The 25356-nt window shown below is 70.6% G+C and carries 25 protein-coding genes and 1 pseudogene; 22 read left to right on the top strand and 4 right to left on the bottom strand.

The features are described from left to right. Positions 1-53: 53 nt before the first annotated feature. From prfA to ABT123_RS07535, 17 genes and pseudogenes are all read left to right on the top strand, one after another. Positions 54-1133: a peptide chain release factor 1 gene (prfA, locus tag ABT123_RS07615; RefSeq protein ID WP_351310787.1), complete on the top strand. Its 1080-nt coding sequence runs from the start codon at positions 54-56 to the stop codon at positions 1131-1133. 64 nt (positions 1134-1197) lie between these two features. Next, complete coding sequence (gene prmC / locus ABT123_RS07610) at positions 1198-2043, top strand: peptide chain release factor N(5)-glutamine methyltransferase (protein ID WP_351310785.1); 846 nt, start codon at positions 1198-1200, stop codon at positions 2041-2043. A 49-nt stretch (positions 2044-2092) separates the two neighbouring features. After that, complete coding sequence (locus ABT123_RS07605; RefSeq protein ID WP_351310783.1) at positions 2093-2740, top strand: L-threonylcarbamoyladenylate synthase; 648 nt, start codon at positions 2093-2095, stop codon at positions 2738-2740. Further along, a complete protein-coding gene (locus tag ABT123_RS07600) occupies positions 2737-3369 on the top strand; it encodes an arsenate reductase/protein-tyrosine-phosphatase family protein (protein WP_351310781.1) in 633 nt (210 codons plus the stop codon). Before ABT123_RS07605 ends, ABT123_RS07600 begins: the two co-directional genes overlap by 4 nt. A gap of 105 nt (positions 3370-3474) precedes the next feature. Then, positions 3475-3702: pseudogene (locus tag ABT123_RS07595) on the top strand (protein-tyrosine-phosphatase); the annotation flags it as partial. 105 nt (positions 3703-3807) lie between these two features. Next, positions 3808-5040, top strand: a complete 1233-nt coding sequence (gene glyA, locus ABT123_RS07590) for a serine hydroxymethyltransferase (RefSeq protein ID WP_351310779.1) — start codon at positions 3808-3810, stop codon at positions 5038-5040. A gap of 104 nt (positions 5041-5144) precedes the next feature. Next, complete coding sequence (locus ABT123_RS07585; RefSeq protein WP_351310961.1) at positions 5145-6515, top strand: MraY family glycosyltransferase; 1371 nt, start codon at positions 5145-5147, stop codon at positions 6513-6515. Positions 6516-6789: 274 nt separating this feature from the next. Further along, positions 6790-7203 (top strand): Cg1360 family ATP-synthase-associated protein, encoded by a 414-nt coding sequence (locus ABT123_RS07580; protein ID WP_351310777.1) that lies wholly within the window; start codon positions 6790-6792, stop codon positions 7201-7203. Between the two features lie 226 nt (positions 7204-7429). Next, positions 7430-8254, top strand: a complete 825-nt coding sequence (atpB, locus tag ABT123_RS07575) for a F0F1 ATP synthase subunit A (RefSeq protein WP_351310775.1) — start codon at positions 7430-7432, stop codon at positions 8252-8254. 72 nt (positions 8255-8326) lie between these two features. Further along, positions 8327-8557, top strand: coding sequence for an ATP synthase F0 subunit C (atpE, locus tag ABT123_RS07570; RefSeq protein ID WP_351310773.1), 231 nt, complete (start codon positions 8327-8329; stop codon positions 8555-8557). A 41-nt stretch (positions 8558-8598) separates the two neighbouring features. After that, complete coding sequence (locus ABT123_RS07565; RefSeq protein ID WP_351310771.1) at positions 8599-9141, top strand: F0F1 ATP synthase subunit B; 543 nt, start codon at positions 8599-8601, stop codon at positions 9139-9141. After that, the gene (locus ABT123_RS07560; protein WP_351310769.1) at positions 9138-9953 is read left to right on the top strand and encodes a F0F1 ATP synthase subunit delta; all 816 of its coding nucleotides are present in this window, start codon (positions 9138-9140) and stop codon (positions 9951-9953) included. The genes ABT123_RS07565 and ABT123_RS07560 overlap by 4 nt, the downstream gene beginning before the upstream one ends. A 138-nt stretch (positions 9954-10091) precedes the next feature. Next, a complete protein-coding gene (atpA, locus tag ABT123_RS07555; RefSeq protein WP_150207325.1) occupies positions 10092-11684 on the top strand; it encodes a F0F1 ATP synthase subunit alpha in 1593 nt (530 codons plus the stop codon). A 20-nt stretch (positions 11685-11704) separates the two neighbouring features. Then, entirely contained in the window at positions 11705-12622 is a 918-nt protein-coding gene (locus tag ABT123_RS07550) for a F0F1 ATP synthase subunit gamma (protein WP_351310767.1), read from the top strand. Next, complete coding sequence (atpD, locus tag ABT123_RS07545; protein WP_351310765.1) at positions 12622-14064, top strand: F0F1 ATP synthase subunit beta; 1443 nt, start codon at positions 12622-12624, stop codon at positions 14062-14064. The genes ABT123_RS07550 and atpD overlap by 1 nt, the downstream gene beginning before the upstream one ends. Before the next feature lie 120 nt (positions 14065-14184). Further along, the gene (locus ABT123_RS07540) at positions 14185-14559 is read left to right on the top strand and encodes a F0F1 ATP synthase subunit epsilon (RefSeq protein WP_351310763.1); all 375 of its coding nucleotides are present in this window, start codon (positions 14185-14187) and stop codon (positions 14557-14559) included. Positions 14560-14686: 127 nt separating this feature from the next. Next, positions 14687-15133 (top strand): DUF2550 domain-containing protein, encoded by a 447-nt coding sequence (locus ABT123_RS07535; RefSeq protein ID WP_150207321.1) that lies wholly within the window; start codon positions 14687-14689, stop codon positions 15131-15133. Positions 15134-15201: 68 nt separating this feature from the next. Here the strand turns inward: ABT123_RS07535 and ABT123_RS07530 are convergent, their stop codons facing one another. The 3 genes from ABT123_RS07530 to ABT123_RS07520 all read right to left on the bottom strand — a co-directional run bounded on the left by ABT123_RS07530 (position 15202) and on the right by ABT123_RS07520 (position 19107). Then, the gene (locus ABT123_RS07530; protein WP_351310761.1) at positions 15202-17055 is read right to left on the bottom strand and encodes a glycoside hydrolase family 18 chitinase; all 1854 of its coding nucleotides are present in this window, start codon (positions 17053-17055) and stop codon (positions 15202-15204) included. A gap of 181 nt (positions 17056-17236) precedes the next feature. Continuing rightward, positions 17237-17887 (bottom strand): response regulator, encoded by a 651-nt coding sequence (locus ABT123_RS07525; protein WP_351310759.1) that lies wholly within the window; start codon positions 17885-17887, stop codon positions 17237-17239. Next, positions 17881-19107 (bottom strand): sensor histidine kinase, encoded by a 1227-nt coding sequence (locus ABT123_RS07520; protein WP_502970900.1) that lies wholly within the window; start codon positions 19105-19107, stop codon positions 17881-17883. Before ABT123_RS07520 ends, ABT123_RS07525 begins: the two co-directional genes overlap by 7 nt. Before the next feature lie 176 nt (positions 19108-19283). Here ABT123_RS07520 and ABT123_RS07515 point away from each other — a divergent pair, with 176 nt between their 5' ends. Next, complete coding sequence (locus ABT123_RS07515) at positions 19284-19853, top strand: hypothetical protein (protein WP_351310758.1); 570 nt, start codon at positions 19284-19286, stop codon at positions 19851-19853. On the opposite strand, the gene ABT123_RS07510 is transcribed toward ABT123_RS07515, so the two are convergent. Further along, a complete protein-coding gene (locus ABT123_RS07510; RefSeq protein ID WP_351310756.1) occupies positions 19850-20422 on the bottom strand; it encodes a cob(I)yrinic acid a,c-diamide adenosyltransferase in 573 nt (190 codons plus the stop codon). The two genes, ABT123_RS07515 and ABT123_RS07510, sit on opposite strands and share 4 nt — an antisense overlap. A 179-nt stretch (positions 20423-20601) precedes the next feature. Between ABT123_RS07510 and ABT123_RS07505 the strand changes: the two genes are divergently transcribed. The 4 genes from ABT123_RS07505 (at position 20602) to ABT123_RS07490 (ending at position 25319) form a co-directional block, all read left to right on the top strand. After that, positions 20602-21450, top strand: a complete 849-nt coding sequence (locus ABT123_RS07505; RefSeq protein WP_351310754.1) for a 3-hydroxyacyl-CoA dehydrogenase family protein — start codon at positions 20602-20604, stop codon at positions 21448-21450. A gap of 174 nt (positions 21451-21624) precedes the next feature. Continuing rightward, a complete protein-coding gene (locus ABT123_RS07500; RefSeq protein ID WP_150207314.1) occupies positions 21625-21948 on the top strand; it encodes an STAS domain-containing protein in 324 nt (107 codons plus the stop codon). Between the two features lie 145 nt (positions 21949-22093). Continuing rightward, entirely contained in the window at positions 22094-24796 is a 2703-nt protein-coding gene (locus ABT123_RS07495) for a P-loop NTPase family protein (RefSeq protein WP_351310752.1), read from the top strand. A gap of 91 nt (positions 24797-24887) precedes the next feature. Next, positions 24888-25319: a hypothetical protein gene (locus tag ABT123_RS07490; protein ID WP_351310750.1), complete on the top strand. Its 432-nt coding sequence runs from the start codon at positions 24888-24890 to the stop codon at positions 25317-25319. Positions 25320-25356: the final 37 nt, after the last annotated feature.

Here is a 25356-nt window from a genome sequence, read left to right as displayed (position 1 = left end):
TCCCGCAGCCCAGCCAGCCCCGTTTTTTCGTACTTTCACCCCAGGAGCCCCCGATGTTCGAGGCGGTCGAGGAACTGGTCGGCGAGCACGCCGATCTTGAGAAGAAGCTCGCCGACCCGTCGGTCCACTCCGATCAGGCCAACGCGCGCAAGCTCAACAAGCGCTACGCGGAGCTGACCCCGATCATCGCGACCTTCCGGGCGTGGAAGCAGTCGGCCGAGGACATCGAGACGGCCAAGGAGCTGGCCGCCGACGACCCGGACTTCGCCGCGGAGGTGAAGGAGCTCGGAGCCCACCGCGAGGAGCTCACCGAGAAGCTGCGGCTGCTGCTGGTCCCGCGCGACCCCAGCGACGACAAGGACGTCCTCCTGGAGGTCAAGGCGGGCGCCGGCGGCGACGAGTCCGCCCTGTTCGCCGGCGACCTGCTGCGCATGTACCTGCGCTACGCCGAGCGCGTGGGCTGGAAGACCGAGATCATCGACGCCACCGAGTCCGAGCTCGGCGGCTACAAGGACGTCCAGGTCTCCGTCCGCACCAAGGGCGGCCAGGGCGCCACCGAGCCCGGCCAGGGCGTCTGGGCGCGACTGAAGTACGAGGGCGGAGTGCACCGCGTACAGCGCGTCCCCGCCACCGAGTCCCAGGGCCGCATCCACACCTCCGCCGCCGGCGTGCTCGTCACCCCGGAGGCCGAGGAGGTCGAGGTCGAGATCAACGCCAACGACCTCCGCATCGACGTGTACCGCTCCTCCGGCCCCGGCGGCCAGTCCGTCAACACCACCGACTCGGCCGTGCGCATCACGCACCTCCCGACCGGTGTGGTCGCCTCCTGCCAGAACGAGAAGAGCCAGCTCCAGAACAAGGAGCAGGCCATGCGCATCCTGCGTTCGCGCCTGCTGGCCGCCGCGCAGGAAGCCGCCGAGCAGGAGGCCGCGGACGCCCGCCGCAGCCAGGTCCGCACCGTGGACCGCTCCGAGAAGATCCGTACGTACAACTTCCCGGAAAACCGGATCTCGGACCACCGGGTCGGCTTCAAGGCGTACAACTTGGACCAGGTGCTCGACGGCGACCTCGACGCGGTCATCCAGGCCTGCGTGGATGCCGACTCCGCCGCGAAGCTCGCCGCCGCGCAGTAACCCGCAGCTCCAGGGAGCGACCGCTCCACACCCCGTACGACAGCAGCCCGGAGGACCAGCGCAGATGAACTTGCTGCTTGCCGAGGTGGCACAGGCCACCCAGCGGCTGGCCGCCGCCGGCGTGCCCTCACCGCGCTTCGACGCGGAAGAGCTCGCCGCGTGGGTGCACGGCGTCAAGCGGGGGGAACTGCACCACGTCAAGGACACCGACTTCGACGCCCGCTACTGGGAGGCCGTCGCCCGCCGCGAGGCCCGGGAACCGCTCCAGCACATCACCGGGCGGGCCTTCTTCCGCTACCTGGAGCTCCAGGTGGGCCCCGGGGTCTTCGTGCCGCGCCCGGAGACCGAGTCGGTGGTGGACTGGGCCATACAGGCCGTCCGCGCCATGGACGTGGTCGAGCCGCTGATCGTGGACCTGTGCACGGGCTCCGGCGCCATCGCCCTGGCCATGGCCCAGGAGGTGCCGCGGTCCCGGGTGCACGCGGTCGAGCTGTCGGAGGACGCGCTCGTCTACACCCGCAAGAACGCCGCGGGCTCCCGGGTCACCGTCCACCAGGGCGACGCGCTGCGCGCCCTGCCCGAGCTGGACGGCCAGGTCGACCTGGTCATCTCCAACCCGCCGTACATCCCGCTCACCGAGTGGGAGTACGTCGCCCCCGAGGCCCGGGACCACGACCCCGAGATGGCGCTGTTCTCCGGCGAGGACGGCCTCGACACCATCCGCGGCATCGAGCGCACCGCGCACCGGCTGCTGCGGCCCGGCGGCATCGTCGTCGTCGAGCACGCCGACACCCAGGGCGGCCAGGTCCCGTGGATCTTCGCCGAGGAGCTGGGCTGGGCCGACGCCGCCGACCACCCGGACCTGAACAACCGCCCGCGCTTCGCGACGGCCCGCAAGGCCATGCCGTGACCGGCGCGACCGTTCCCCCCACCCCCCAGCTGCACGAGGAGAACCGCTGATGGCCCGGCGATACGACTGCAACGACGCGACGGACCGCAAGACGGGTCTGCGTGAAGCGGCATCGGCCGTGCGCCGCGGCGAGCTCGTCGTGCTGCCGACCGACACCCTGTACGGGATCGGCGCGGACGCCTTCAGCGCGGAGGCCGTCGGCGACCTGCTGGCCGCCAAGGGCCGCGGGCGCAACATGCCCACCCCCGTGCTGATCGGCTCCCCGAACACCCTGCACGGGCTGGTCACCGACTTCTCCGAGCAGGCCTGGGAGCTTGTCGACGCGTTCTGGCCGGGCGCCCTCACCCTGGTCGCCAGGCACCAGCCCTCGCTGGCCTGGGACCTGGGCGAGACCGGCGGCACCGTCGCCGTACGGATGCCGCTGCACCCGGTGGCGATCGAGCTGCTCACCGAGGTCGGCCCGATGGCCGTGTCCTCCGCCAACCTGACCGGGCACCCGGCGCCGGAGGACTGCGACGCGGCCCGCGCGATGCTCGGCGACTCGGTCTCCGTCTACCTGGACGGCGGCCCGACCCCCGGCATCCAGCCCTCCTCCATCGTCGACGTCACCGGCAAGGTTCCGGTCCTCCTCCGGGAAGGGGCCCTCACCGCCGACCAGCTGCGGGAGGTCGTACCCGACCTCGAGGTGGCCCCGTGAGCCCTGAGGGGCGTGGCATAGCTGGGGGAGACTCTTTCCGCATACTCCACGTCAGCACCGGCAACGTGTGCCGCTCGCCGATCACCGAGCGGCTGACACGGCATGCTCTGGCGGTCCGCCTCGGCCAGACCTCCACCGGAGGCCTGATCGTGGAGAGCGCCGGCACCTGGGGCCACGAGGGCGCGCCCATGGAGGCGAACGCGGCGGCGGTGCTGGCCGACTTCGGCGCCGACGCCTCCGGCTTCACCGGGCGGGAGCTCCTCGACGAGCACGTCATACGCGCCGACCTGGTGCTGACCGCCACCCGCGACCACCGCGCCCAGGTCATCTCGATGGGCCACTCGGCGGGCCTGCGCACCTTCACCCTGAAGGAGTTCACCCGGCTGGTCCGCGCCATAGATCCGGCCACGCTGCCGCCGCTGGACGACGGGATGGCGGAGCGGGCCCGTGCGCTGGTGCGGGCGGCGGCGGCGCTGCGGGGGTGGCTGCTGGCCCCGTCGCCGGATGCGGACGAGGTGTACGACCCGTACGGGGCGCCGATCACGTTCTTCCGCTCGATCGGCGACGAAATCAGCCAGGCCTTGGACCCGGTGGTGACTGCTTTGACGGGCGTGACGGCGCGCCGCTGACCACGCGCGGGCCGGCCCCTCGGCGGCCGGAGGCCGGCGCAGCGGGCCGATGCCCGGGAGGCCCCCTGGGGCCGAGCGGTGCGAGGGCCGCGTCAAGGAGAGGTCCCGGCCACGCTGCCGCCGCTGGACGACGGGATGGCGGAGCGGGCCCGGGCGCTGGTGCGGGCGGCGGCGGCGCTGCGGGGGTGGCTGCTGGCCCCGTCGCCGGATGCGGATGAGGTGTACGACCCGTACGGGGCGCCGATCACGTTCTTCCGCTCGATCGGCGACGAAATCAGCCAGGCCTTGGACCCGGTGGTGACTGCTTTGACGGGTGTGACAGCGCGCCGCTGAGGCGTGCGGGCCACGTTAAGGAGACTGCGGGCCGTCGTCGGGCGGTGGGGGGTTTGCGGATCTAGAGTGGGCGTACCCGGTACCCCCACTGCTCGGGAGCGCGCCATGACCGTCATCACCGAGCCGGCGGCGGACGTCCTGCGCCGGCAGGACCCCCAGATGGCCGACGTCCTCGCGGGGGAGCTCCAGCGCCAGTCCGGCACCCTCCAGCTGATCGCCGCCGAGAACTTCACCTCGCCCGCGGTTCTCGCCGCCCTCGGCTCCGTACTCGCCAACAAGTACGCCGAGGGCTATCCCGGCGCCCGCCACCACGGCGGCTGCGAGTACGCCGACCACGCGGAGCGGATCGCCGTCGAGCGGGCCCGCGCGCTGTTCGGCGCCGAGCACGCCAATGTGCAGCCGCACTCCGGCTCGGCCGCGGTGCTCGCCGCGTACGCCGCGCTGCTGAAGCCGGGGGACACCGTCCTCGCGATGGGGCTGCCGTACGGCGGGCACCTCACCCATGGCTCCCCGGCCAACTTCTCCGGCCGCTGGTTCGACTTCGTCGGGTACGGGGTCGACGCCGAGAGCGGGATCATCGACTACCGGCAGGTGCAGGAGCTCGCCCACTCCCACCGGCCCAAGGCCATCGTCTGCGGGTCGATCTGCTACCCGCGGCACCCCGAGTACTCCGCCTTCCGGGAGATCGCCGACGAGGTCGGGGCCTACCTGATCGTGGACGCGGCCCACCCGATCGGCCTGGTCGCCGGCGGCGCCGCCCCGAGCCCGCTGCCGTACGCCGATGTGGTCTGCGCGACCACCCACAAGGTGCTGCGCGGCCCCCGCGGCGGCATGATCCTCTGCGGCGCCGAGCTCGCCGAGCGGATCGACCGCGCGGTGTTCCCGTTCACCCAGGGCGGCGCCCAGATGCACACCATCGCCGCCAAGGCGGTGGCCTTCGGGGAGGCCGGCACCCCGGCCTTCGCCTCGTACGCGCACCGGGTCGTGAGCAATGCCCGCACCCTCGCCCGGGCCCTGGCCGAGCAGGGCTTCGTCCTCACCACCGGCGGTACCGACACCCACCTCATCACCGCCGACCCGGCACCCCTGGGCATCGACGGACGGGCCGCCCGCGGCCGTCTGGCGGCTGCCGGGATGGTGCTGGACACCTGTGCCCTGCCGTACGGGGACCAGCGCGGCATCCGGCTCGGTACGGCCGCGGTGACCACCCAGGGGATGGGGGAGGCGGAGATGACGGAGATCGCCCGGCTGTTCGGCAGCGCACTGCGCGGGGACCCGGCGCAGACCCGCACGACGGTGGCAGAGCTGGCACTCACCTTTCCCCCTTATGGGGAGTAATAACGGCAAACAGGACGTACTGGAACCGGGAAGGGTCCCCCTCGCGTCCTCGAACCCGGGTACATCGCAGCTAATGTGTGGGGCTGAGATGGCCGGCGATACATCTGGGGCAGCCCGTGCGTGAATATCTGCTGACGCTTTGCGTCACGGTCGCGGTGACCTACCTGCTCACCGGGCCGGTGCGCAAGTTCGCGATCGCGGTCGGCGCGATGCCGCAGATCCGGGCGCGCGACGTGCACCGGGAGCCGACTCCGCGGCTGGGCGGCATCGCCATGTTCGGCGGACTCTGCGCCGGCCTGCTGGTCGCCGACCACCTGCAGAACCTCAACGGGGTCTTCGAGCTGTCGAACGAGCCGCGGGCCCTGCTCTCCGGGGCGGCGCTGATCTGGCTGATCGGTGTGCTGGACGACAAGTTCGAGATCGACGCCCTGATCAAGCTCGGCGGACAGATGATCGCCGCCGGTGTGATGGTCATGCAGGGCCTGACCATCCTGTGGCTGCCGATCCCCTTCGTCGGCACGGTCTCGCTCACCCAGTGGCAGGGCAACCTCCTCACCGTCGCCCTGGTGGTCATCACCATCAACGCGGTGAACTTCGTGGACGGCCTGGACGGGCTCGCGGCCGGCATGGTCTGCATCGCAGCCGCCGCGTTCTTCATGTACGGCTACCGCATCTGGTACGGCTACGGCATCGAGGCCGCGGCCCCCGCGACCCTGTTCGCCGCCATCCTGATGGGCATGTGCCTGGGCTTCCTGCCGCACAACATGCACCCCGCCCGGATCTTCATGGGGGATTCCGGCTCCATGCTGATCGGCCTGGTGCTGGCGGCCGGGGCCATCTCCATCACCGGACAGGTGGACCCCGACGCGATGGCCCTGTGGGCCGGCGGTGAGCGCAACGCGACCCATGCGATGCTCCCGGTCTTCATCCCGCTGCTGCTGCCGCTGACGATCACCGCACTGCCGGTGGCGGACCTGGTGCTGGCCATCGTGCGGCGCACCTGGAAGGGCCAGTCGCCGTTCGCGGCGGACCGCGGGCACCTGCACCACCGGCTGCTGGAAATCGGTCACTCGCACAGCCGAGCCGTTCTCATCATGTACTTCTGGTCGGCCCTGATCGCCTTCGGCACGGTGGCCTATTCGGTCAATTCGACCTCGATGTGGATCGTGCTGGTCATCGCCGGACTGAGCGGGGTCGGGCTGGTCCTGCTCCTGCTGCCGCGCTTCAGCCCGCGCGCCCCGCGCTGGGCCGAGAGCCTGGTCCCGCCCCGCTACCGGCACGCCGAGCGGGCCGCCGAGGCCGCTGCGGAGGCGGCTGCGGAGGCGGCTGCGGAGGCGGCGGTCCGGGAGGCCACCGGCAAGGAGCCGGAACCGGCCCGGGTGCTCGCCGGCGGCGTCTCGGGCGTCAACGGAGCGACCGCGGTAGGCCCCCGTTCGCGCTTCCCCGACCGGCGGAAGGCCGGATCGGCGCGCTGACGTACGCTTTTCCTAACGGGAGCGATCGCCCTATATCAGACAGATCGGCTCCCTGTCCTGCACACACGTGCGCGGTAGCCCTCATGTGTGACAGTGAGCACACCCGACAGGTAAAGACCTCATCAAATAGTTTGTGATACCGTTCACTAAACCCGGCGACAGAGCCGAAGGACCGTAGTGCGACGGTCCATTGGCCCGAGGTTCTCTCTCGGACCGGGATTACGCTCGTCCCCGTACGAGTCCCGTGCCCCCACCATCATGCGGAGCCCCCGCCATGCGGTCTGATGACGTCCGATCCCTCCTGCAAGCAGCCGTACCCACCGCTGTCGTCGGCGCTGTTGCCGCCGTCATCAGCGCCGTGGTTGCCGGCGGCAAGGGGGCGCTTGGCGCCGTCGTTGCGACCCTGGTCGTGATCCTCTTCATGGGTATCGGGTTCGTGGTGCTGCAGCGGACCGCAAGGTCGCTGCCGCATCTGTTCCAGGCAATGGGGCTCATGCTCTATACGGCACAAATTCTGCTGCTGTTCATCTTTGTCGCCGTGTTCCAGGACACCACCCTGTTCAACCCCAAGGCCTTCGCGATCACGCTGGTCGTCGCCACCCTCGCGTGGATCGGCGCACAGACCCGTGCCCACATGAAGGCCAAGATTCTTTACGTCGAGCCCGAAAAATCGGGGCCGAAGCCGTGAACGGTAGGGCCGGGATAAGTGGGCGTTCGAGTTCCTGCTATCGTCCGGTGCCAACTGCGGCACTGCGGGCTCGGGTATCTGAAGCTGACGCCTGTTCCATCGCGAGGCTCGATGCCTGACTGCCGCCCCACCATCCGTAACACCAGTCCAGTGCCGAACCGCGGCTGCGCGCCGCGCCGACACAACGAGGTTGCCGTACCTATGCGCCACGCTGAAGGAGCCCGCGGTGAGTGCTGACCCGACGCAGGTGCTCGCCTTCGAGACCGACTGTCACATCTTCGACGGATGTGGCTTCCCGGCCCCGGGCCTGCACTCGTTCCTCTTCGAGCCGATCTTCGGTGACGCGGACAGCAGCTTCGGATATTTCAACAAGACGATGCTGCTTGCCCTCCTGGGCACCGTCATCATCGTCGGCTTCTTCTGGGCCGCCTTCCGCAAGCCGAAGCTGGTTCCGGGCAAGTTTCAGATGGTTGCCGAGGCCGGCTACGACTTCGTCCGCCGCGGGATCGTCTACGAGACGCTGGGCAAGAAGGAGGGCGAGAAGTACGTCCCCTTCATGGTGGCGGTGTTCTTCTTCGTCTGGATGATGAACCTCTGGTCGATCATCCCGCTGGCGCAGTTCCCGGTGACCTCGATCATCGCGTACCCGGCCGTCCTCGCTCTGATCGTCTACGGCATCTGGATGTCCGTGACCTTCAAGCGCCACGGCTTCGTGGGTGGCCTCAAGAACCTCACGGGCTACGACAAGTCGCTCGGCGCGGTCCTCCCGCTGGTCATGCTCATCGAGTTCTTCTCGAACGTCCTGGTCCGCCCGTTCACCCACGCGGTCCGACTGTTCGCGAACATGTTCGCCGGTCACACCCTGCTGCTGCTGTTCACCATCGCCAGCTGGTACCTGCTGAACGGCATCGGCATCGCCTACGCGGGTGTCTCGTTCGTGATGGTCATCGTGATGACCGCCTTCGAGCTCTTCATCCAGGCTGTCCAGGCGTACGTCTTCGTCCTCCTGGCCTGCAGCTTCATTCAGGGCGCGCTCGCCGAGCACCACTGATCGCCCGCTCCAAGCCCCCATTCGTCCGGTGGCCAACCCCCACCGGTCCGTGAAAGAGAAGGAAGAACTGGCATGTCCCAGACCCTTGCCGCTGTCTCTGGCTCCCTCGGCTCCATCGGTTACGGTCTCGCGGCCATCGGCCCGGGCGTCGGCGTCGGCATCATCTTCGGTAACGGCACCCAGGCGATGGCCCGTCAGCCCGAGGCTGCCGGTCTGATCCGCGCCAACCAGATCCTCGGTTTCGCATTCTGTGAGGCGCTCGCCCTCATCGGTCTGGTCATGCCGTTCGTCTACGGCAAGTGATCTTCGGATCCCGATCAGCCCCCTAGACGAAAGGCACTGACGTGAACCTCTTGGTTCTCGCGGCTGAGGAGCCCCAGAGCCCCCTCATTCCGCCGCTCCCCGAGCTGGTCATCGGTCTGATCGCCTTCCTCATCGTCTTCGGCTTCCTCGCCAAGAAGCTCCTCCCGAACATCAACAAGGTTCTGGAAGAGCGTCGCGAGGCCATCGAAGGCGGCATCGAGAAGGCAGAGGCCGCCCAGGTAGAGGCCCAGAGCGTTCTGGAGCAGTACAAGGCCCAGCTCGCCGAAGCCCGCCACGAGGCCGCTCGCCTGCGCCAGGAAGCGCTCGAGCAGGGCACTGCGCTCAAGGAAGAGCTGCGCGCAGAGGGCCAGCGGCAGCGTGAGGAGATCATCGCTGCCGGCCACGCCCAGATCGAGGCCGACCGCAAGGCCGCCTCGCAGGCGCTGCGCCAGGACGTGGGCAAGCTCGCCACCGACCTGGCCGGCAAGCTCGTCGGTGAGTCCCTCGAGGACCACGCCCGGCAGAGCCGCACCATCGACCGCTTCCTCGACGAGCTCGAGGAGAAGGCCGAGGCGGCCCGATGAACGGAGCGAGCCGCGAGGCACTGCACGCCGCGCGCGAGCGCCTCGACGCGCTGACGGACAACACGTCCGTCGACGTGGCGAAGCTCGCCGGCGAGCTGGCTGCCGTCACCGCGCTGCTCGACCGCGAGGTCTCGCTGCGTCGGGTCCTCACCGACCCGGCGCAGTCCGGCGAGGCCAAGGCCGAGCTGGCCGGGCGCCTGCTCGGCGGCCAGGTGGGCGGGGAAACCCTCGACCTGGTGTCCGGCATGGTCCGGTCCCGCTGGTCGCAGTCGCGTGACCTGGTGGACTCGCTGGAGGAGCTGGCGAACACCGCCGACCTCACCGCGGCCCAGCAGGCCGATGCGCTCGACAACGTCGAGGACGAGCTGTTCCGCTTCGGCCGGATCGTCGCCTCGAACACCGAGCTGCGCGCCGCGCTGACCGACAAGGCCGCCACCGTCTCCGCCAAGGGCGAGCTGCTCCGCAGCCTGCTCGGCGGCAAGGCGAACGCTGCGACCGAGCGTCTGGTCACGCGTCTGGTCACGCACCCGCGTGGACGTAGCCTGGAAGCGGGACTCGAGTCCCTTTCCACGCTCGCCGCGGAGCGCCGCAACCGCATGGTCGCCACCGTGACCACCGCGGTTCCGCTCAGCGACGTGCAGAAGCAGCGTCTCGGTGCGGTGCTGGCCAAGCTGTACGGCCGCCAGATGCACCTCAACCTCGACGTGGACCCTTCGGTCCTCGGCGGGATCGAGGTGCGGGTGGGCGACGAGGTCATCAACGGCACCATCGCGGAGCGTCTCGCCGAGGCGTCCCGCCGCATGGCCGGCTGACCCAGCCCGCGCCACCCAACCTAAGAAAAGCATTTCCAGCGGCCCGGTTGGGCCGTGCAGAACTTGCAGAAGATTCCTGGGGGTCGCCCCCAGACCCCTATGAAGCTTCAGGCCCAACAAGGAGAGCAGGGAACCCAGATGGCGGAGCTCACGATCCGGCCGGAGGAGATCCGGGACGCGCTGGAGACCTTTGTCCAGTCGTACAAGCCGGACGCGGCCTCGCGCGAGGAGGTCGGAACGGTCAGCGTTGCCGGCGACGGCATCGCGAAGGTGGAGGGCCTGCCCTCCGCCATGGCGAACGAGCTGCTGAAGTTCGAGGACGGCACCCTCGGTCTCGCCCTCAACCTCGAGGAGCGCGAGATCGGTGCGATCGTCCTCGGCGAGTTCAGCGGTATCGAGGAGGGCCAGCCGGTGCAGCGCACCGGTGAGGTTCTCTCCGTAGGCGTCGGCGAGGGCTACCTCGGCCGCGTGGTCGACCCGCTCGGCAACCCGATCGACGGTCTCGGCGAGATCGCGACCGAAGGCCGCCGCGCCCTCGAGCTGCAGGCCCCGGGCGTCATGGTCCGTAAGTCGGTGCACGAGCCGATGCAGACCGGCTACAAGGCCGTCGACGCCATGGTGCCGATCGGCCGTGGCCAGCGTCAGCTGATCATTGGTGACCGTCAGACCGGCAAGACCGCTCTGGCCGTCGACACCATCATCAACCAGCGCGACAACTGGCGCTCGGGCGACGTGAACAAGCAGGTCCGCTGCATCTACGTCGCCATCGGTCAGAAGGGCTCCACCATCGCCTCCGTGCGCGGTGCCCTGGAAGAGGCCGGCGCGCTCGAGTACACGACCATCGTCGCCGCCCCGGCGTCCGACCCGGCCGGCTTCAAGTACCTGGCGCCCTACACCGGCTCCGCCATCGGCCAGCACTGGATGTACGCCGGCAAGCACGTCCTGATCATCTTCGACGACCTGTCGAAGCAGGCCGACGCCTACCGCGCCGTGTCGCTGCTGCTGCGCCGCCCGCCGGGCCGTGAGGCCTACCCGGGTGACGTCTTCTACCTGCACTCGCGTCTGCTGGAGCGCTGCGCCAAGCTCTCCGACGACATGGGCGCCGGCTCGATGACCGGTCTGCCGATCGTCGAGACCAAGGCCAACGACGTCTCGGCGTTCATCCCGACCAACGTCATCTCCATCACCGACGGCCAGTGCTTCCTGGAGTCCGACCTGTTCAACGCCGGCCAGCGCCCGGCCCTGAACGTCGGTATCTCGGTCTCCCGCGTCGGTGGCTCCGCCCAGCACAAGGCCATGAAGCAGGTCTCCGGCCGGCTCCGTGTCGACCTGGCCCAGTACCGCGAGCTGGAGGCGTTCGCCGCCTTCGGTTCCGACCTGGACGCCGCGTCGAAGGCCTCGCTGGAGCGCGGCAAGCGCATGGTCGAGCTGCTGAAGCAGGGCCAGTACCAGCCGATGCCGGTCGAGGAGCAGGTCGTCTCCGTCTGGGCCGGTACCACCGGCAAGATGGACGACGTCCCGGTCGAGGACATCCGCCGCTTCGAGTCGGAGCTGCTGGAGCACCTGCGGATCAACCGCAAGGAGCTCCTCACCTCCATCGTCGAGGGCGGCAAGATGTCGGACGACACCCTGCAGTCGATCGCCGACGCCATTGCGGGCTTCAAGAAGCAGTTCGAGACCTCGGACGGCAAGCTGCTGGGCGAAGACGCTCCGGTCTCCACCAGCAAGTGACGACGGAAGGGACCTGACTCATGGGAGCGCAGCTCCGGGTCTACAAGCGTCGCATCCGATCCGTCACCGCGACCAAGAAGATCACCAAGGCGATGGAGATGATCGCCGCCTCGCGCATCGTCAAGGCGCAGCGCCAGGTGGCGGCCTCCACGCCGTACGCGACCGAGCTCACCCGCGCGGTGACCGCGGTGGCGACCGGATCGAACACCAAGCACCCGCTCACCACCGAGGCCGAGGCGCCGACCCGTGCTGCGGTCCTGCTCATCACGAGCGACCGCGGTCTGGCCGGCGGCTACTCCTCCAACGCCATCAAGGCGGCGGAGCGGCTGACCGAGCGTCTGCGCGGTGAGGGCAAGGAGGTCGACAGCTACATCGTCGGCCGCAAGGGCGTGGCCTACTTCAGCTTCCGCGAGCGCAAGATCGAGGGCAGCTGGACCGGCTTCACCGACAGCCCGAGCTACGCTGACGCCAAGGCGGTCGCGGCGCCCCTGATCGAGGCCGTCTCCGCGGAGACGGCCGAGGGCGGCGTTGACGAGCTGCACATCGTCTACACGGAATTCGTGTCGATGATGACGCAGAACCCCGTCGACAGCCGGATGCTGCCGCTCAGCCTCGAGAAGGCCGAAGAAGAGTCCGGCGTGAAGGGCGAGATCCTTCCGCTGTTCGACTTCGAGCCGTCGGCGGAGGACGTCCTCGACGCCCTGCTGCCGCGCTACGTCGAGAGCCGTATCTACAACGCACTGCTGCAGTCGGCTGCCTCCGAGCACGCCGCCCGCCGCCGCGCGATGAAGTCTGCGACCGACAACGCCGGAGAGCTCATCAAGACGCTCTCCCGGCTTGCCAACGCGGCCCGCCAGGCCGAAATCACCCAGGAAATCAGCGAGATCGTCGGTGGCTCCGCAGCCCTGGCCGACGCGACCGCGGGGAGTGACAAGTAATGACGACCTCTGTTGAGACGGCTGCTGCCACGGGCCGCGTCGCCCGGGTCATCGGCCCGGTCGTCGACGTGGAGTTCCCCGTCGACGCGATGCCCGAGATCTACAACGCGCTGACCGTGCAGGTCGCGGACCCGGCCGAGGACGGCGTTCTCAAGACGCTGACCCTCGAGGTTGCCCAGCACCTGGGTGACGGCGTGGTCCGTACGATCTCCATGCAGCCCACCGACGGTCTGGTCCGCCAGGCCGCCGTCACCGACACGGGTGCGGGTATCACCGTCCCGGTCGGCGACTTCACCAAGGGCAAGGTGTTCAACACCCTGGGTGAGGTGCTCAACTACCCGGAGGCCAACTCCGAGGTGACCGAGCGCTGGGCGATCCACCGCAAGGCCCCGAACTTCGACGAGCTCGAGTCGAAGACCGAGATGTTCGAGACCGGCGTCAAGGTCATCGACCTTCTCACCCCGTACGTCAAGGGTGGAAAGATCGGTCTGTTCGGTGGTGCCGGTGTCGGCAAGACCGTTCTGATCCAGGAAATGATCTACCGCGTCGCCAACAACCACGACGGTGTGTCGGTGTTCGCGGGTGTCGGTGAGCGTACCCGTGAGGGCAACGACCTCATCGAGGAAATGACCGACTCGGGCGTCATCGACAAGACCGCCCTAGTGTTCGGCCAGATGGACGAGCCCCCGGGCACCCGTCTGCGCGTCGCCCTGGCCGGTCTGACCATGGCGGAGTACTTCCGCGATGTTCAGAAGCAGGACGTGCTCTTCTTCATCGACAACATCTTCCGGTACACCCAGGCCGGTTCCGAGGTGTCGACCCTGCTCGGCCGTATGCCCTCCGCGGTGGGTTACCAGCCGAACCTGGCCGACGAGATGGGTCTCCTCCAGGAGCGCATCACCTCGACCCGTGGCCACTCGATCACGTCGATGCAGGCGATCTACGTCCCCGCTGACGACCTGACCGACCCGGCGCCGGCCACCACCTTCGCCCACCTCGACGCGACGACGGTTCTCTCCCGTCCGATCTCCGAGAAGGGCATCTACCCGGCCGTGGACCCGCTGGACTCCTCGTCCCGCATCCTCGACCCGCGGTACATCGCGAAGGACCACTACGAGGCCGCGACCCGCGTCAAGGGGATCCTGCAGAAGTACAAGGACCTCCAGGACATCATCGCGATCCTCGGTATCGACGAGCTGGGCGAGGAGGACAAGCTCGTTGTCCACCGTGCCCGTCGTGTCGAGCGCTTCCTGTCGCAGAACACGCACGTCGCCAAGCAGTTCACCGGCGTCGACGGTTCGGACGTCCCGCTCGACGAGTCGATCACCGCGTTCAACCAGATCTGCGACGGCGACTACGACCACTTCCCCGAGCAGGCGTTCTTCATGTGCGGTGGCCTCGAGGACCTGAAGGCCAACGCCAAGGAGCTGGGCGTCTCCTGATCCTGCTCCCCGCAGGATCATCCGGAGAGGGGCGGGTGTGTCCCGTCCCTCTCCCCACGCCCATTAGAATTTGACCCAACACCCGGCAGACCTGCCGGGTGGTGACCCGAGGAGCCAACCTTGGCTGCTGAGCTGCACGTCGAGCTGGTCGCGGCGGACCGGAGTGTCTGGTCCGGCGAGGCCACCCTGGTCGTCGCCCGCACCACGTCCGGCGACATCGGCGTCATGCCCGGTCACCAGCCGCTTCTCGGCGTGCTGGAATCGGGCCCGGTGACCATCCGTACCAGCGAGGGCGGCACTGTCGTCGCCGCGGTGCACGGCGGATTCATCTCGTTCGCGGACAACAAGCTGTCCCTGCTGGCCGAGATCGCCGAGCTCGCGGACGAGATCGACGTCCAGCGGGCGGAGCGGGCACTGGAGCGCGCGAAGTCGGAGGCCGATGCGGCCGCCGAGCGTCGCGCCGATGTCCGGCTGCGCGCGGTCGCGGGGCACTGAGCCCCGTACCGAAGAGTGTGAAACCTCAGCCGCGGTCCGTCCGGAGTTTTCCGGGACGGGTCGCGGCTGAGGCGATGCTGGTTGATTTTTCCTGTTCGGGTTTCGATGAGCGAGGAGGTCGGTGAAGATGCTCCTCGCTCTGCTTGTGAGCGGCCTGGTCGTAGCCCTGGTGGTGATCGGGCTCTTTGTCTTCGGGCTGCGCCGGCGGCTCATCCAGCGTTCCGGCGGTACGTTCGACTGCTCGCTGCGCTGGGGCGTGGCGGAGGAGCCGGACCTGTCCGGCAAGGGCTGGGTGTACGGGGTGGCCCGCTACAGCGGTGACCGGATCGAGTGGTTCCGGGTGTTCTCGTACTCGCCCCGGCCGCGCCGGATGCTGGAGCGCGACTCCATCGAGGTGCTGGCCCGCCGCGCCCCGGAGGGCGAGGAGGAGCTGGCCCTGCTGTCCGACGCGGTCGTGCTCGGCTGTCTCCACCGGGGGACCCGCCTGGAGCTGGCGATGAGCGAGGACGCGCTGACCGGCTTCCTGGCCTGGCTGGAGGCGGCGCCTCCCGGCCAGCGGGTGAACGTGGCCTGATCTGGGTCTATTCGGACATGACGAAGCCGGGGTGACGGGGGCGGACCCGTCACCCCGGCTTCGGTCGTCTACTGCAGTCCGGCGTGGACGGCGTTGGCCAGCTCGCCGTTGGCCGTGTCGCCGCTGAATTCCCAGTAGAAGGCGCCGCGCAGCCCCTGCTGCTTGGCCCAGCTCATCTTTCCGGCGATGGTGGCCGGGGTGTCGTAGCTCCACCAGTTGCTGCCGCACTTGGCGTAGGCGGTGCCGGCGATGGTGCCGGTGGCCGGGCAGCTGCTCTTGAGCACCTTGTAGTCCTCGATGCCCTGCTCGTACGTGCCCGGGGCCGGGCCGGTGGCGGTGCCGCCCGGGGTGGCCTGGCTGACGCCGGTCCAGCCGCGGCCGTAGAAGCCGACGCCGAGGTTGAGCTTCGAGCCGGGGATGCCCTTGCCCTTGAGCTTGGCGATGGCCTCGGCCGAGTTGAAGCCCTGCTGCGGGATGCCGGCGTACGAGGTCAGCGGGGAGTGCGGGGCGGTCGGGCCCTGTGCCGCCCACGCGCCGAAGAAGTCGTACGTCATGACGTTGTAGAAGTCGACGTACTGCGCGGCGCCGCCGTAGTCGGCCGCGTCGATCTTTCCGCCGTTGGTGGCGTCGGCCGTGATCGCGGCGGTGACCAGGTTGTTCGAGCCGAACCGGGCCCGCATGGCCTGCATCATGTTCTTGAACGCGGCCGGGCCGGAGGTGTCGCAGGACAGACCGCAGGCGTTCGGGTACTCCCAGTCCAGGTCGATGCCGTCGAAGACGTCGGCCCAGCGCGGGTCCTCGACCAGGTTGTAGCAGGAGTTCGCGAAGGCGGTCGGGTTGGCCGCGGCCTGCGGGAAGCCGCCGGACCAGGTCCAGCCGCCGAACGACCACAGGATCTTGATGTGCGGGTACTGCTGCTTCAGCTTCCGCAGCTGGTTGAAGTGGCCGCGCAGCGGCTGGTCCCAGGTGTCGGCGACCCCGTCGACGCTCTGGTCGGCGGTGTAGGCCTTGTCGTAGTCGGCGTAGGCGTCACCGATCGTGCAAGCGCCGTTCTGGACGTTGCCGAAGGCGAAGTTGATGTGCGTGATCTTGCTGGCTGTGCCGGAGGTGACCAGGTTCTTCACGTGGTAGTTGCGGCCGTAGCTGCCCCACTCGATGAAGTAGCCGAGCTTGACCGGGCCGCCCGGGGGCGGGTCGACGGGGCCGCCGCCGGACGTGGTGACCGACACGTGGACGGACGAGGCGCCGGTCTGGTCGGCGGTGTCGCGGGCGACCACGTTGTAGGTGTACGTGGTGCCCTTGGTCAGGCCGGTCTCGGCATGGGTGGTGCCGGTGACCGTGGCGACCTTGGCGCCGTTGCGGTAGACGTCGTAGTTCTTGATGCCCTTGTCATCGGTGGCGGCGGCCCAGTTCAGGGTCAGCGAGGTCTCGGTGATGTTCGAGGCGTTGGGGGCGCCGGGGGACGAGGGGGGATTGTCACCGGGCTGGGAGCCGCCGTCGCAGGAGCCGCCGTTGATCTTGCAGCCGGAGGGAGCGCCGGCGCCTGCGCCGTTGAAGCCGAAGCTGATGCTGGCGCCGGGGGCGAGGGTGCCGTTCCAGCCGACGTTCTTGCCGGTCCAGTGGTTGCCGGAGTTGGTGACCGTGGCGTCCCAGGCCGAGGTGACCCGGGTGCCCGAGGGGTAGTCCCACTCGACGGTCCAGTTGTTGATGGTGGTGTCACCGGTGTTCTTGATCGTCCACTTGCCCTCGAAGCCGGTGCCCCAGTCGGAGACCTTGGTGTAGGTCGCCGTCGCGGAGGTGGCGGCCTGGGCGGGGGAGGCCAGGACGACCAGGCCGGCGATGGGGAGGGCGAAGGCGGCGACGGTGGCCGCGACTCGGGAGAAGAAGCGGGTGCGGGTGCGTGGGGGGGATGCTGTGCTCAAGGGTGCTCCTCCGTAGGTCCGTCGGCATCGGGGGTCGACATCGACTTGGGGGTGGGACCTGCGCCGCCCGTGAGCACGCCATGCTGCGCCTTGTCATGGCGAGCTCACCACAGTATGGCCGTGAGAGTAGAAAGGTCTGGACCAACCGTCAAGAGGTCCAGACCAACCCTCCGTTACTGCTCTAGATTCCCAACTCCTGTGCCAGTACGGCCGCTTGCACCCGGCTGCGCAGCTCCAGCTTCCCCAGCAGCCTGCTGACGTGCGTCTTCACCGTCGCCTCCGCCATCTCCAGCCGCACCGCGATCTCCGCGTTCGACAGGCCCTCGCCCAGGCAGGACAGCACCTCGCGTTCCCGCCGGGTCAGCGCCGCCACCGCCGCGTGTTCCGCCGGGCGGGCCGCCCGTACCGGCTTCGGTGCCGCGAACTCCGCGATCAGCCGGCGGGTCACCGCGGGGGCGATCAGGCCTTCCCCGCGCGCCACCGTCCGTACCGCCTCGATCAGCTCCTGCGCGTCCGCGTTCTTCAGCAGGAAGCCCGCCGCCCCCGCCCGCAGCGCCCCGAACACGTACTCGTCCAGGTCGAAGGTGGTGAGCACCAGGACATCGGCCAGGCCCTCCGCCACCACCGTCCGGGTGGCCGACACCCCGTCGAGCTTCGGCATCTGGATGTCCATCAGCACCAGATCCGGCCGCAGCTCCCGGGCCAGGTGCACCGCCTCCTCGCCGTCCCCGGCCTCGCCCGCCACCTCGATGTCGCCCGCACTGCGCAGGATCAGCACCAGCCCGGCCCGCACCGCCGACTGGTCCTCCGCCACCACCACCCGGATCACCACGCCTCCACCGCCTTCTCCTCGGCGGGCAGAACCGCCCGCACCCGCCACACCGTGCCGCCCGTACCCGCCGGCTCCGCGGGGCCCGCCGCGAATTCCCCGCCCAGCAGCTCCGTCCGCTCGCGCATGCCCACCAGCCCGGCACCCGACCCGGGGGCCCGCGGCCCCGGCCGGTCGCCGTACGGGCTGTCGATCCGTACGGTCAGCAGCGCGTCGGTCCTGCCGATCAGGACCCGGACCGGGCCCGGCGCCGCATGCTTGAGGGCATTGGTCACCGACTCCTGCACGATCCGGTACGCGGCCAGCTCCACCGGGGCCGGCAGCGGCTCCCCGCCGGCCGGCCGGGTGTCCTCCAGGACGAACTCCAGGCCGCTCGCCGCACCCGTGGCCCGGGCCTGGGCCAGCAGGGCCGCCAGCCCGTCCAGCGAGGGCACGGCGACCGGCTCCTGCTCGGCCCCCGACTGCCGCAGCAGCCCGATCAGCCGGCGCATCTCGGACAGGCCCTGGACGCTGTTCTCCCGGATCACCCCCAGCGCCTCCCGGCTGGTTTCGGCGGAGTCGATGGACAGCGCCGCGGTGGAGTGGATGGCGATGGCGGACAGATGGTTGGCGACCATGTCGTGCAGCTCCCGGGCCATCCGGGCCCGCTCGGCCACGATCGCCGCCTTCCGGTCCATCTCGGCCAGCAGCGCGGTCTGCTCGGCCCGCAGCCGGGCGGCCTCGGCCGCCTCCCGGTGGTTGCGCAGGGTGGCCCCGGTGACCGCCGGACCGAAGCAGACGATGCCGGTCACCACGCCGATCAGGACGGCCTCCGGGGTGCGCAGCCAGGCCACCGAGACCAGCGTCACGGCGATGGTGAACACCCCGGTGGCGATCGGCAGCCGGCGGGCCATGGCGGGGTGTCCGTAGACCACGGCCGCGTACATCAGGTCGGTGAACATGAAGAAGGTGGCCAGATTGCCCACCGTGAACTGGTCCGCGATCACCGCGGCGGTGCCGACGGCCAGGGCGGACTGCGGTGCGGTCCGGCGGAACAGCTCCGCCACGCCGATCACGAACAGCGGCACCAGGGCGGTCCACGCGGGCAGCAGATCCCGGAAGGCCGTGGTGTACAGGCCGAGCGACCACAGCAGCAGCCCGGAAAGCACGCTGATCACGGCGATCAGCACGTCGTGGGGGTGGGGGTGGGGGCGGAACAGGGTCAGGCGCACAGAACCATCCAACACGGTGCGCGGGCCCGGGGCCTCGACGGAGCAGGTGAATCCGCAGTACATCGAAGGATGCAGTGGCAGCTCGTCTCCGCAGAGGACGATTCGGCCGCATCGGGGCGGGAAGCTGAAGCCATTCCCCCCGGATCCGAACGATCCGAACGACCCGAACGACCTGAACGGAGACCCCTGTGATCATCGCCTGCGAGGTCGGCTTCTGGGTGCTGCTGGCCGCCGGACTGGCCCTGCGCTACCTCGCGAAGAAGCCCCGGCTGGGGGCGGCGGTCCTGCTGGTCGAGCCGCTGCTCGAGCTCGTCCTGCTGATCGTCACCACCCTGGACCTGAAGGACGGCGCCGAGCCGGACTGGAAGCACGGCCTGGCCGCCCTCTACATCGGCTACACCGTGGCCTACGGCCACTACACGATCAAGTGGCTGGACAGCCACGCCGCGTACCGCTTCGGCAACGGCCCGAAACCGGCCGGAGCGGGCTACGGCAAGGCCCGGACCCTGCACGAGTGGAAGCTCGTGGCCCGCACCCTGGTTGCCGCCGCCGTCGCATACGGCCTGCTCCAGGGCGCCATCTGGTACATCGGCGACGCGGGCGACACCACCTCGCTGGAGTCCTGGCAGTACGCGGCACTCCGGGTGCTCGGCATCCACACGATCGTCGCGGTCTGCTACACGATCTGGCCGAAAAAGGCCCCCGCCGGCGCCGCGCCGGAGGCCGCCCCGGCCGGACTCACCAAGTCCGAGCGCTAGCGCTCCCCGCCCGGCACCCACAGCACGTCCCCGACCTCCTTGTTGGCCGTCCGGGCCAGGATGAACAGGAGGTCGGAGAGGCGGTTCAGGTAGGTGGCGGTGAGGGGGTTCATCGTCTCGCCGTGTGCCTCCAGGGCCGCCCAGGTGGACCGCTCCGCCCGCCGCACCACCGTGCAGGCCTGGTGCAGCAGGGCCGCGCCCGGGGTGCCGCCCGGCAGGATGAAGCTCCGCAGCTTCTCCAGCTCCTCGTTGAAGCGGTCGCAGTCGGCCTCCAGCCGGTCCACGTAGAACTGCTCCACCCGCAGCGGCGGGTACTCCGGGTTCTCCACCACCGGGGTGCACAGGTCCGCGCCGACGTCGAACAGGTCGTTCTGCACCCGGACCAGGACCTTCACCACCGCTTCCGGCAGCCCGCCGAGGGCGATGGCCGTCCCGAGGGCCGCGTTCGCCTCGTTGGCGTCGGCGTACGCGGAGATCCGCAGGTCGGTCTTGGCGGTGCGGCTCATATCGCCCAGGGCGGTCGTGCCCTTGTCGCCGGTACGGGTGTAGATGCGCGTGAGGTTCACCATGCCGCCAGCGTAGACCGCACCAACTGCGCGCCCTCCGGCGAGCGGTGGGCCGTCCCGGTGTGATGTCCGTCATCTGAGACGTGACGCGTGTTACTTCCCGGTCACACGGCCCTGCGCGGACGCTACTCTCCGCCGGAGAAGCTACGAAACTGGCTCGTATCGAGAACGTGGGGTGTGCAGTGGCTGGGAAGCTCGCCGTCATCGGTGCCGGACTGATGGGTTCCGGAATCGCTCAGGTGTCCGCTCAGGCGGGCTGGGACGTGGTTCTGCGCGATGTGACAAGTGCGGCGCTCACCCGCGGTACCGATGGCATCAAGGCCTCCTACGACAAGTTCGTCGCCAAGGGCAAGCTCGCCGCCGAGGACGCCGAGGCGGCCCTCGCGCGGATCACCACCAGCACCGACCTGGACGCGGTCGCGGACGCCGACATCGTCGTCGAGGCCGTCTTCGAGAAGCTCGAGGTCAAGCACGAGATCTTCCGTGCCCTCGACAAGCTGGTCCGCGAGGACGCCGTCCTGGCCTCCAACACCTCCGCCATCCCGATCACCAAGATCGCGGCCGTGACGGAGCACCCGGAGCGGGTCGTCGGCGCCCACTTCTTCTCCCCGGTCCCGATGATGCAGCTGTGCGAGCTGGTCCGCGGCTACAAGACCAGCGACGAGACGCTCGCCACCACCCGCGCATTCGCCGAGTCCGTCGGCAAGACCTGCATCGTCGTCAACCGCGACGTGGCCGGCTTCGTGACGACCCGTCTGATCTCCGCGCTGGTCGTCGAAGCGGCAAAGTTGTACGAATCGGGCGTGGCCTCCGCCGAGGACATCGACATCGCGTGCAAGCTGGGCTTCGGGCATGCGATGGGCCCCCTCGCCACCGCCGACCTGACCGGCGTGGACATCCTGCTGCACGCCACCAGCAACATCTACACCGAGTCCCAGGACGAGAAGTTCGCGCCGCCGGAGCTGATGCGCCGCATGGTGGACGCGGGCGACATCGGCCGCAAGAGCGGCCAGGGCTTCTACAAGCACTGATCCGCCCCACCGAACCACCCGCACCACACCATCCGCATCGAGCCGTTCGATATCTGATTCACCCTCCTGGGTGAATTAGGTATCGGTTCGCTCACGGTCGGCAACTTCCCTGCCCGCGAGGCAGTCAGTTGCAGTGAGAGTTGCACGCGTACGCAGTACTGCCGGGGAGCACACATGCACATCAGGGGCGACCACGCCGAACTCGCTGTCGGGGGCCGCCTCGACGTGCGCAGCGCGGCCGACGCCCGTACCGCCCTGCACTCCGCCCTCGACGACGGCGCCGGTGACCTCGTGCTCGACCTCACCGGCCTGGACTCCTGGGACGCGACCGGCCTCGGCGTCATCATGGGCGCCCACCGGCGGGCCGGCCGGACCGGGCGGCGACTGGTGCTGCGCGGAGTGCCGCCGCAGATGCAGCGACTCCTGGTGGCCACCCGGCTGCACCGGATCCTCGCCATCGAGGGCGGCCTGGAGGCCGAGTCCCTGCCGCGGGTGTGACCGGCGGGGCGACCGGCCCCGGCGGACCGTGTGATCACCGACCGGGTGAAACGTAACGGTCCGGTGGTGATGGCCACCCTGCAGTTCCCGGCGCACCGGCCACCGTCTAGGTTTGGGCGGCACGATGCGATCGGGGGACTTGGTCATGGACCGCACACAGGGACACGGCGGCGAGGAGCCGACGGGCGGACCGGCCACAGGAGCGGCCAAGGGACCGGCCTCGGGTCCGGTTTCCGTTCCGGTTTCCGGCCTGTCTTCCGGCCCGGCCTCAGGTCCGTCTTCCGGCCCGGCTTCCGGCCCGACCTCCGCCCCGGCCGCAGGCCAGGCGGGAGCCCCGGCAGGGCCGCCGGCCCGGGTGGTCCGCCTGACCGCGGGTGACTTCTCCCTCACCGTCAACCCCGTCGACGGCAGCGAGATCGAACCCCTCCGCCCCGCCGCCCTCGGCACCCCCACCCCCGACTTCGGCACCGGGCCGGCCGGCCGGCCCGCCAAGCGCGACGCCGCCGCCCGCGCCGCCCTCGCCGCCGCGCTGCCCCCCGTACCGCCGGGGCCCGCGCTGCCCGGGCTCCCGCTGCTGGAGCGCGAGGACGAGCGGGAACGGCTGGTACGCCTCCTCGGACGCGGTCGCTCCGTACGGCTGACCGGCCCCTCCGGATCCGGCCGGACCCGGCTCCTCGACGCGGTCGCCGAGGACTGCGCCACCCTCGCGCCCGACGGCCTGGTACGCCTCTCCGGACACCGGGCGAACACCACCGAACTGCTCCACGCGCTCTACACGCAGGTCCACGACGCGGACCGGCGGCGCCCGGGCCGCGCGGAACTCCTGGACCGGGTCCGGGAGATCGGCGCCATCGTGCTCGTCGACGACCTGGACTTCGGCGGTGCCGCCCTCGACGAACTGCTGCGCGCCACCCCGGAATGCGCCTTCCTGCTGGCCGCCACCCCGGACACGCCGGCCCCTTCCGAGGACTCCCACCTGGAGGAGGTCTTCCTCGCCGGGCTCGGCCGGACCGCCTGCCTGGAACTCCTGGAGACCGCCACCGGACGGCCGCTCACCGAGGAGGAGACCGCCTGGGCGAGCGACCTGCGGTTCGCCTCGGAAGGACTGCCGCTGCGCTTCGTCCAGGCCGCGGCCCTGCTGCGGCAGCGCGACGGGCTCAACCGGCGGGTCGCGGAGTCCGAGGAGGAGGACGGAGAAGAGCCCGGCGTCTTCGAGGAGCGCCCGCGCGACTCGGCCGTCGTTCCGCTGCCCACCCTGGCCGAGGGCGCGGCCCCGGCCGAGCTGCTCGCGGCCCGGGCCGGCGAGGCCGCCCGCGCCGCCCTGCGGTTCGCCTGTGCCCTCGGTGGCGAGATGCCGCACCACGCCCATCTGCCGGCGCTGGTGGGGGACACCCACGCGGACACGGCGGTCGGCGAGCTGCTGTCCTGTGGCCTGCTCACCCCGGCCGGACCGCGGTACCGGCTGGCGGCCGGAGTGGCCCGGCAGCTCACCGAGGCCGGCTGGGAGCCGGACGAGGAGGCACGCACCGCAGCCCGGCACTACGCCTGGTGGACCGGCCACGCCTCGGTGACACCGGAGCGGGTGGCCGCCGAGGCCGATGCGGTGCTCGCGGCACTGGCCGGCGCGGATGTGGTCGCCGGGGTGATGCTGGCCCGCACGGCGGCACCGGCCTTCGCCGCGTCCCTGCACTGGGGTGCCTGGGAACGCGTCCTGCGGGCCGGCGCCGAGGCCGCCCGGACGGCGGGCGAGGTCGCCGAACAGGCGTACTTCCACCACGAACTGGGCGTACTCGCGCTGTGCGGAGGCCGGCTGGACCGGGCCCGGGCCGAACTCGAAGCCTCGATCGGGCTACGCGGTGCACTGGCCGACAAGCACGGCACGGTGGCGGGCCGGCGGGCGCTGACCCTGGTCGCCGACCGGGAGCGCGGCGGAGCGGAACTGTCCCCGCCGCTGCGGCTGGAGGCCCCGCCGGCGGGCGCCGCCGCACCCGGACCGCTGGCCTTGCCGGCGTCGCCGTCACCGACGCCTACGCCGACGGCGACACCGTCGCCGACGCCTACGCCGACGGCGACACCGTCGCCGACGCCGACGCCGATATCGTCACCGACACCGTTGTCGCCGTTGTCTGCTGCGCCCGAGCCGGCCGCCGCGGGGGAGGACGTGACCCGGGTCGTCCCGGTGCTGAAGCCGGCGGTGCCGGGCGCCCCGGTGCCGGGCGGGAGCGAGCCGACCACCCTGGCCGAGGCCTTCGAGGACAACTTCCGGATCGCCCGGGGGAACGTCGGAAAGCAGCCGCCGGCCGTCGGAGCCCCCGCCGCCCCTGCCGCCGCCCCCGCGCGGCCGTCCCGCCGGGACCCGGTGGTGCTGGCCGGCGCGGCGGTCCTGGTGGTGGCCCTGCTCGGTACCGCCGCCAGCTTCGCCCTGACCTCGGGCGACGGCTCGGCGCCGGGCCCGCAGCCCGGTACGGGGACGGCGACCTCGGTGTCCCCGAAGAACGGCTGGAACGATCCTGCGCCGGCGCCGCCCGTCGCCGTGACGGGCAGCGAGACCCCCTCCACCGCCGGCTCGGGCCCCTCCGGCACGCCGCGTACCGGCCCCTCCGCGACGGTGGCCCCGTCGCCCGGCCCGACCCCGAGCCGCACCCCGTCGCTGACCCCGCGCCCGACCCCGCCGGGCTCCCGCCCGGTGTCGCCCCCGCCGAGCCCGCCCACGGGCCCGGCGTCGAGCCCGCCGGTCTCCTCACCCCCGGCCTCCTCGCCGCCGGCCTCGCAGTCGGCATCGCCCTCGGCCTCGGCCTCGTCGGCCACCAGCAGCATCACGACGCCGGCCGGCACCTCGTCCCCCTGACGGCCGATCGGCTGCCCAACCGCCCGACATGGCGCGAAGTTTGGCGCAAGGCCGACGGGGTGCCGCCCCGTCGGGAGGGTAAGATCACGGCATGGTCACGGCCGGGCCCCCTTCCCGTATGCCGCGGGTCCGCACACCTGCGGGCCCGCTGCGGGTATGGGGTCTGGCCGTGGTGTTGTTCGCCTTCCTCTACGGGCACGGGGTGAGCATCGAGGGTGCCGTCGGGCACCTCGACAGCACCGCCTCGGCACCGGCCGTCGCCGTCTTCCACGGCCACCAGAGCGGCCTCGCCGCCGCGGACCCGGACCCGCACCACGGCGGCGACCCCGGTGCCGCCTCGCACCCCGCGCAGGAATGCGTCCCCGGCCAGCCCCAGCAGGGTCCCGCCCTGGACGCCCCCGCCGCCGGTCTCCTCGTACCGGCGCCCGCCCCGCCCCGGTGCGGACCGGGCGCCCGCCCGTCCGCCGCCGACGGCCGGGCCACCGCCGCACCCCCCGGGAGCCCCACGGTTCTGCGGATCTAGGGGGTATCCGGCGGATCATGGCCGGGCCCGGCCCGTC

The sequence above is a fragment of the Streptomyces sp. NPDC002054 genome, assembly GCF_040296685.1.
Taxonomy (GTDB): Bacteria; Actinomycetota; Actinomycetes; order Streptomycetales; family Streptomycetaceae; genus Streptomyces.
Note: the sequence above shows the minus strand (reverse complement) of the source record. Positions and strands in the feature narration are given on the sequence as shown.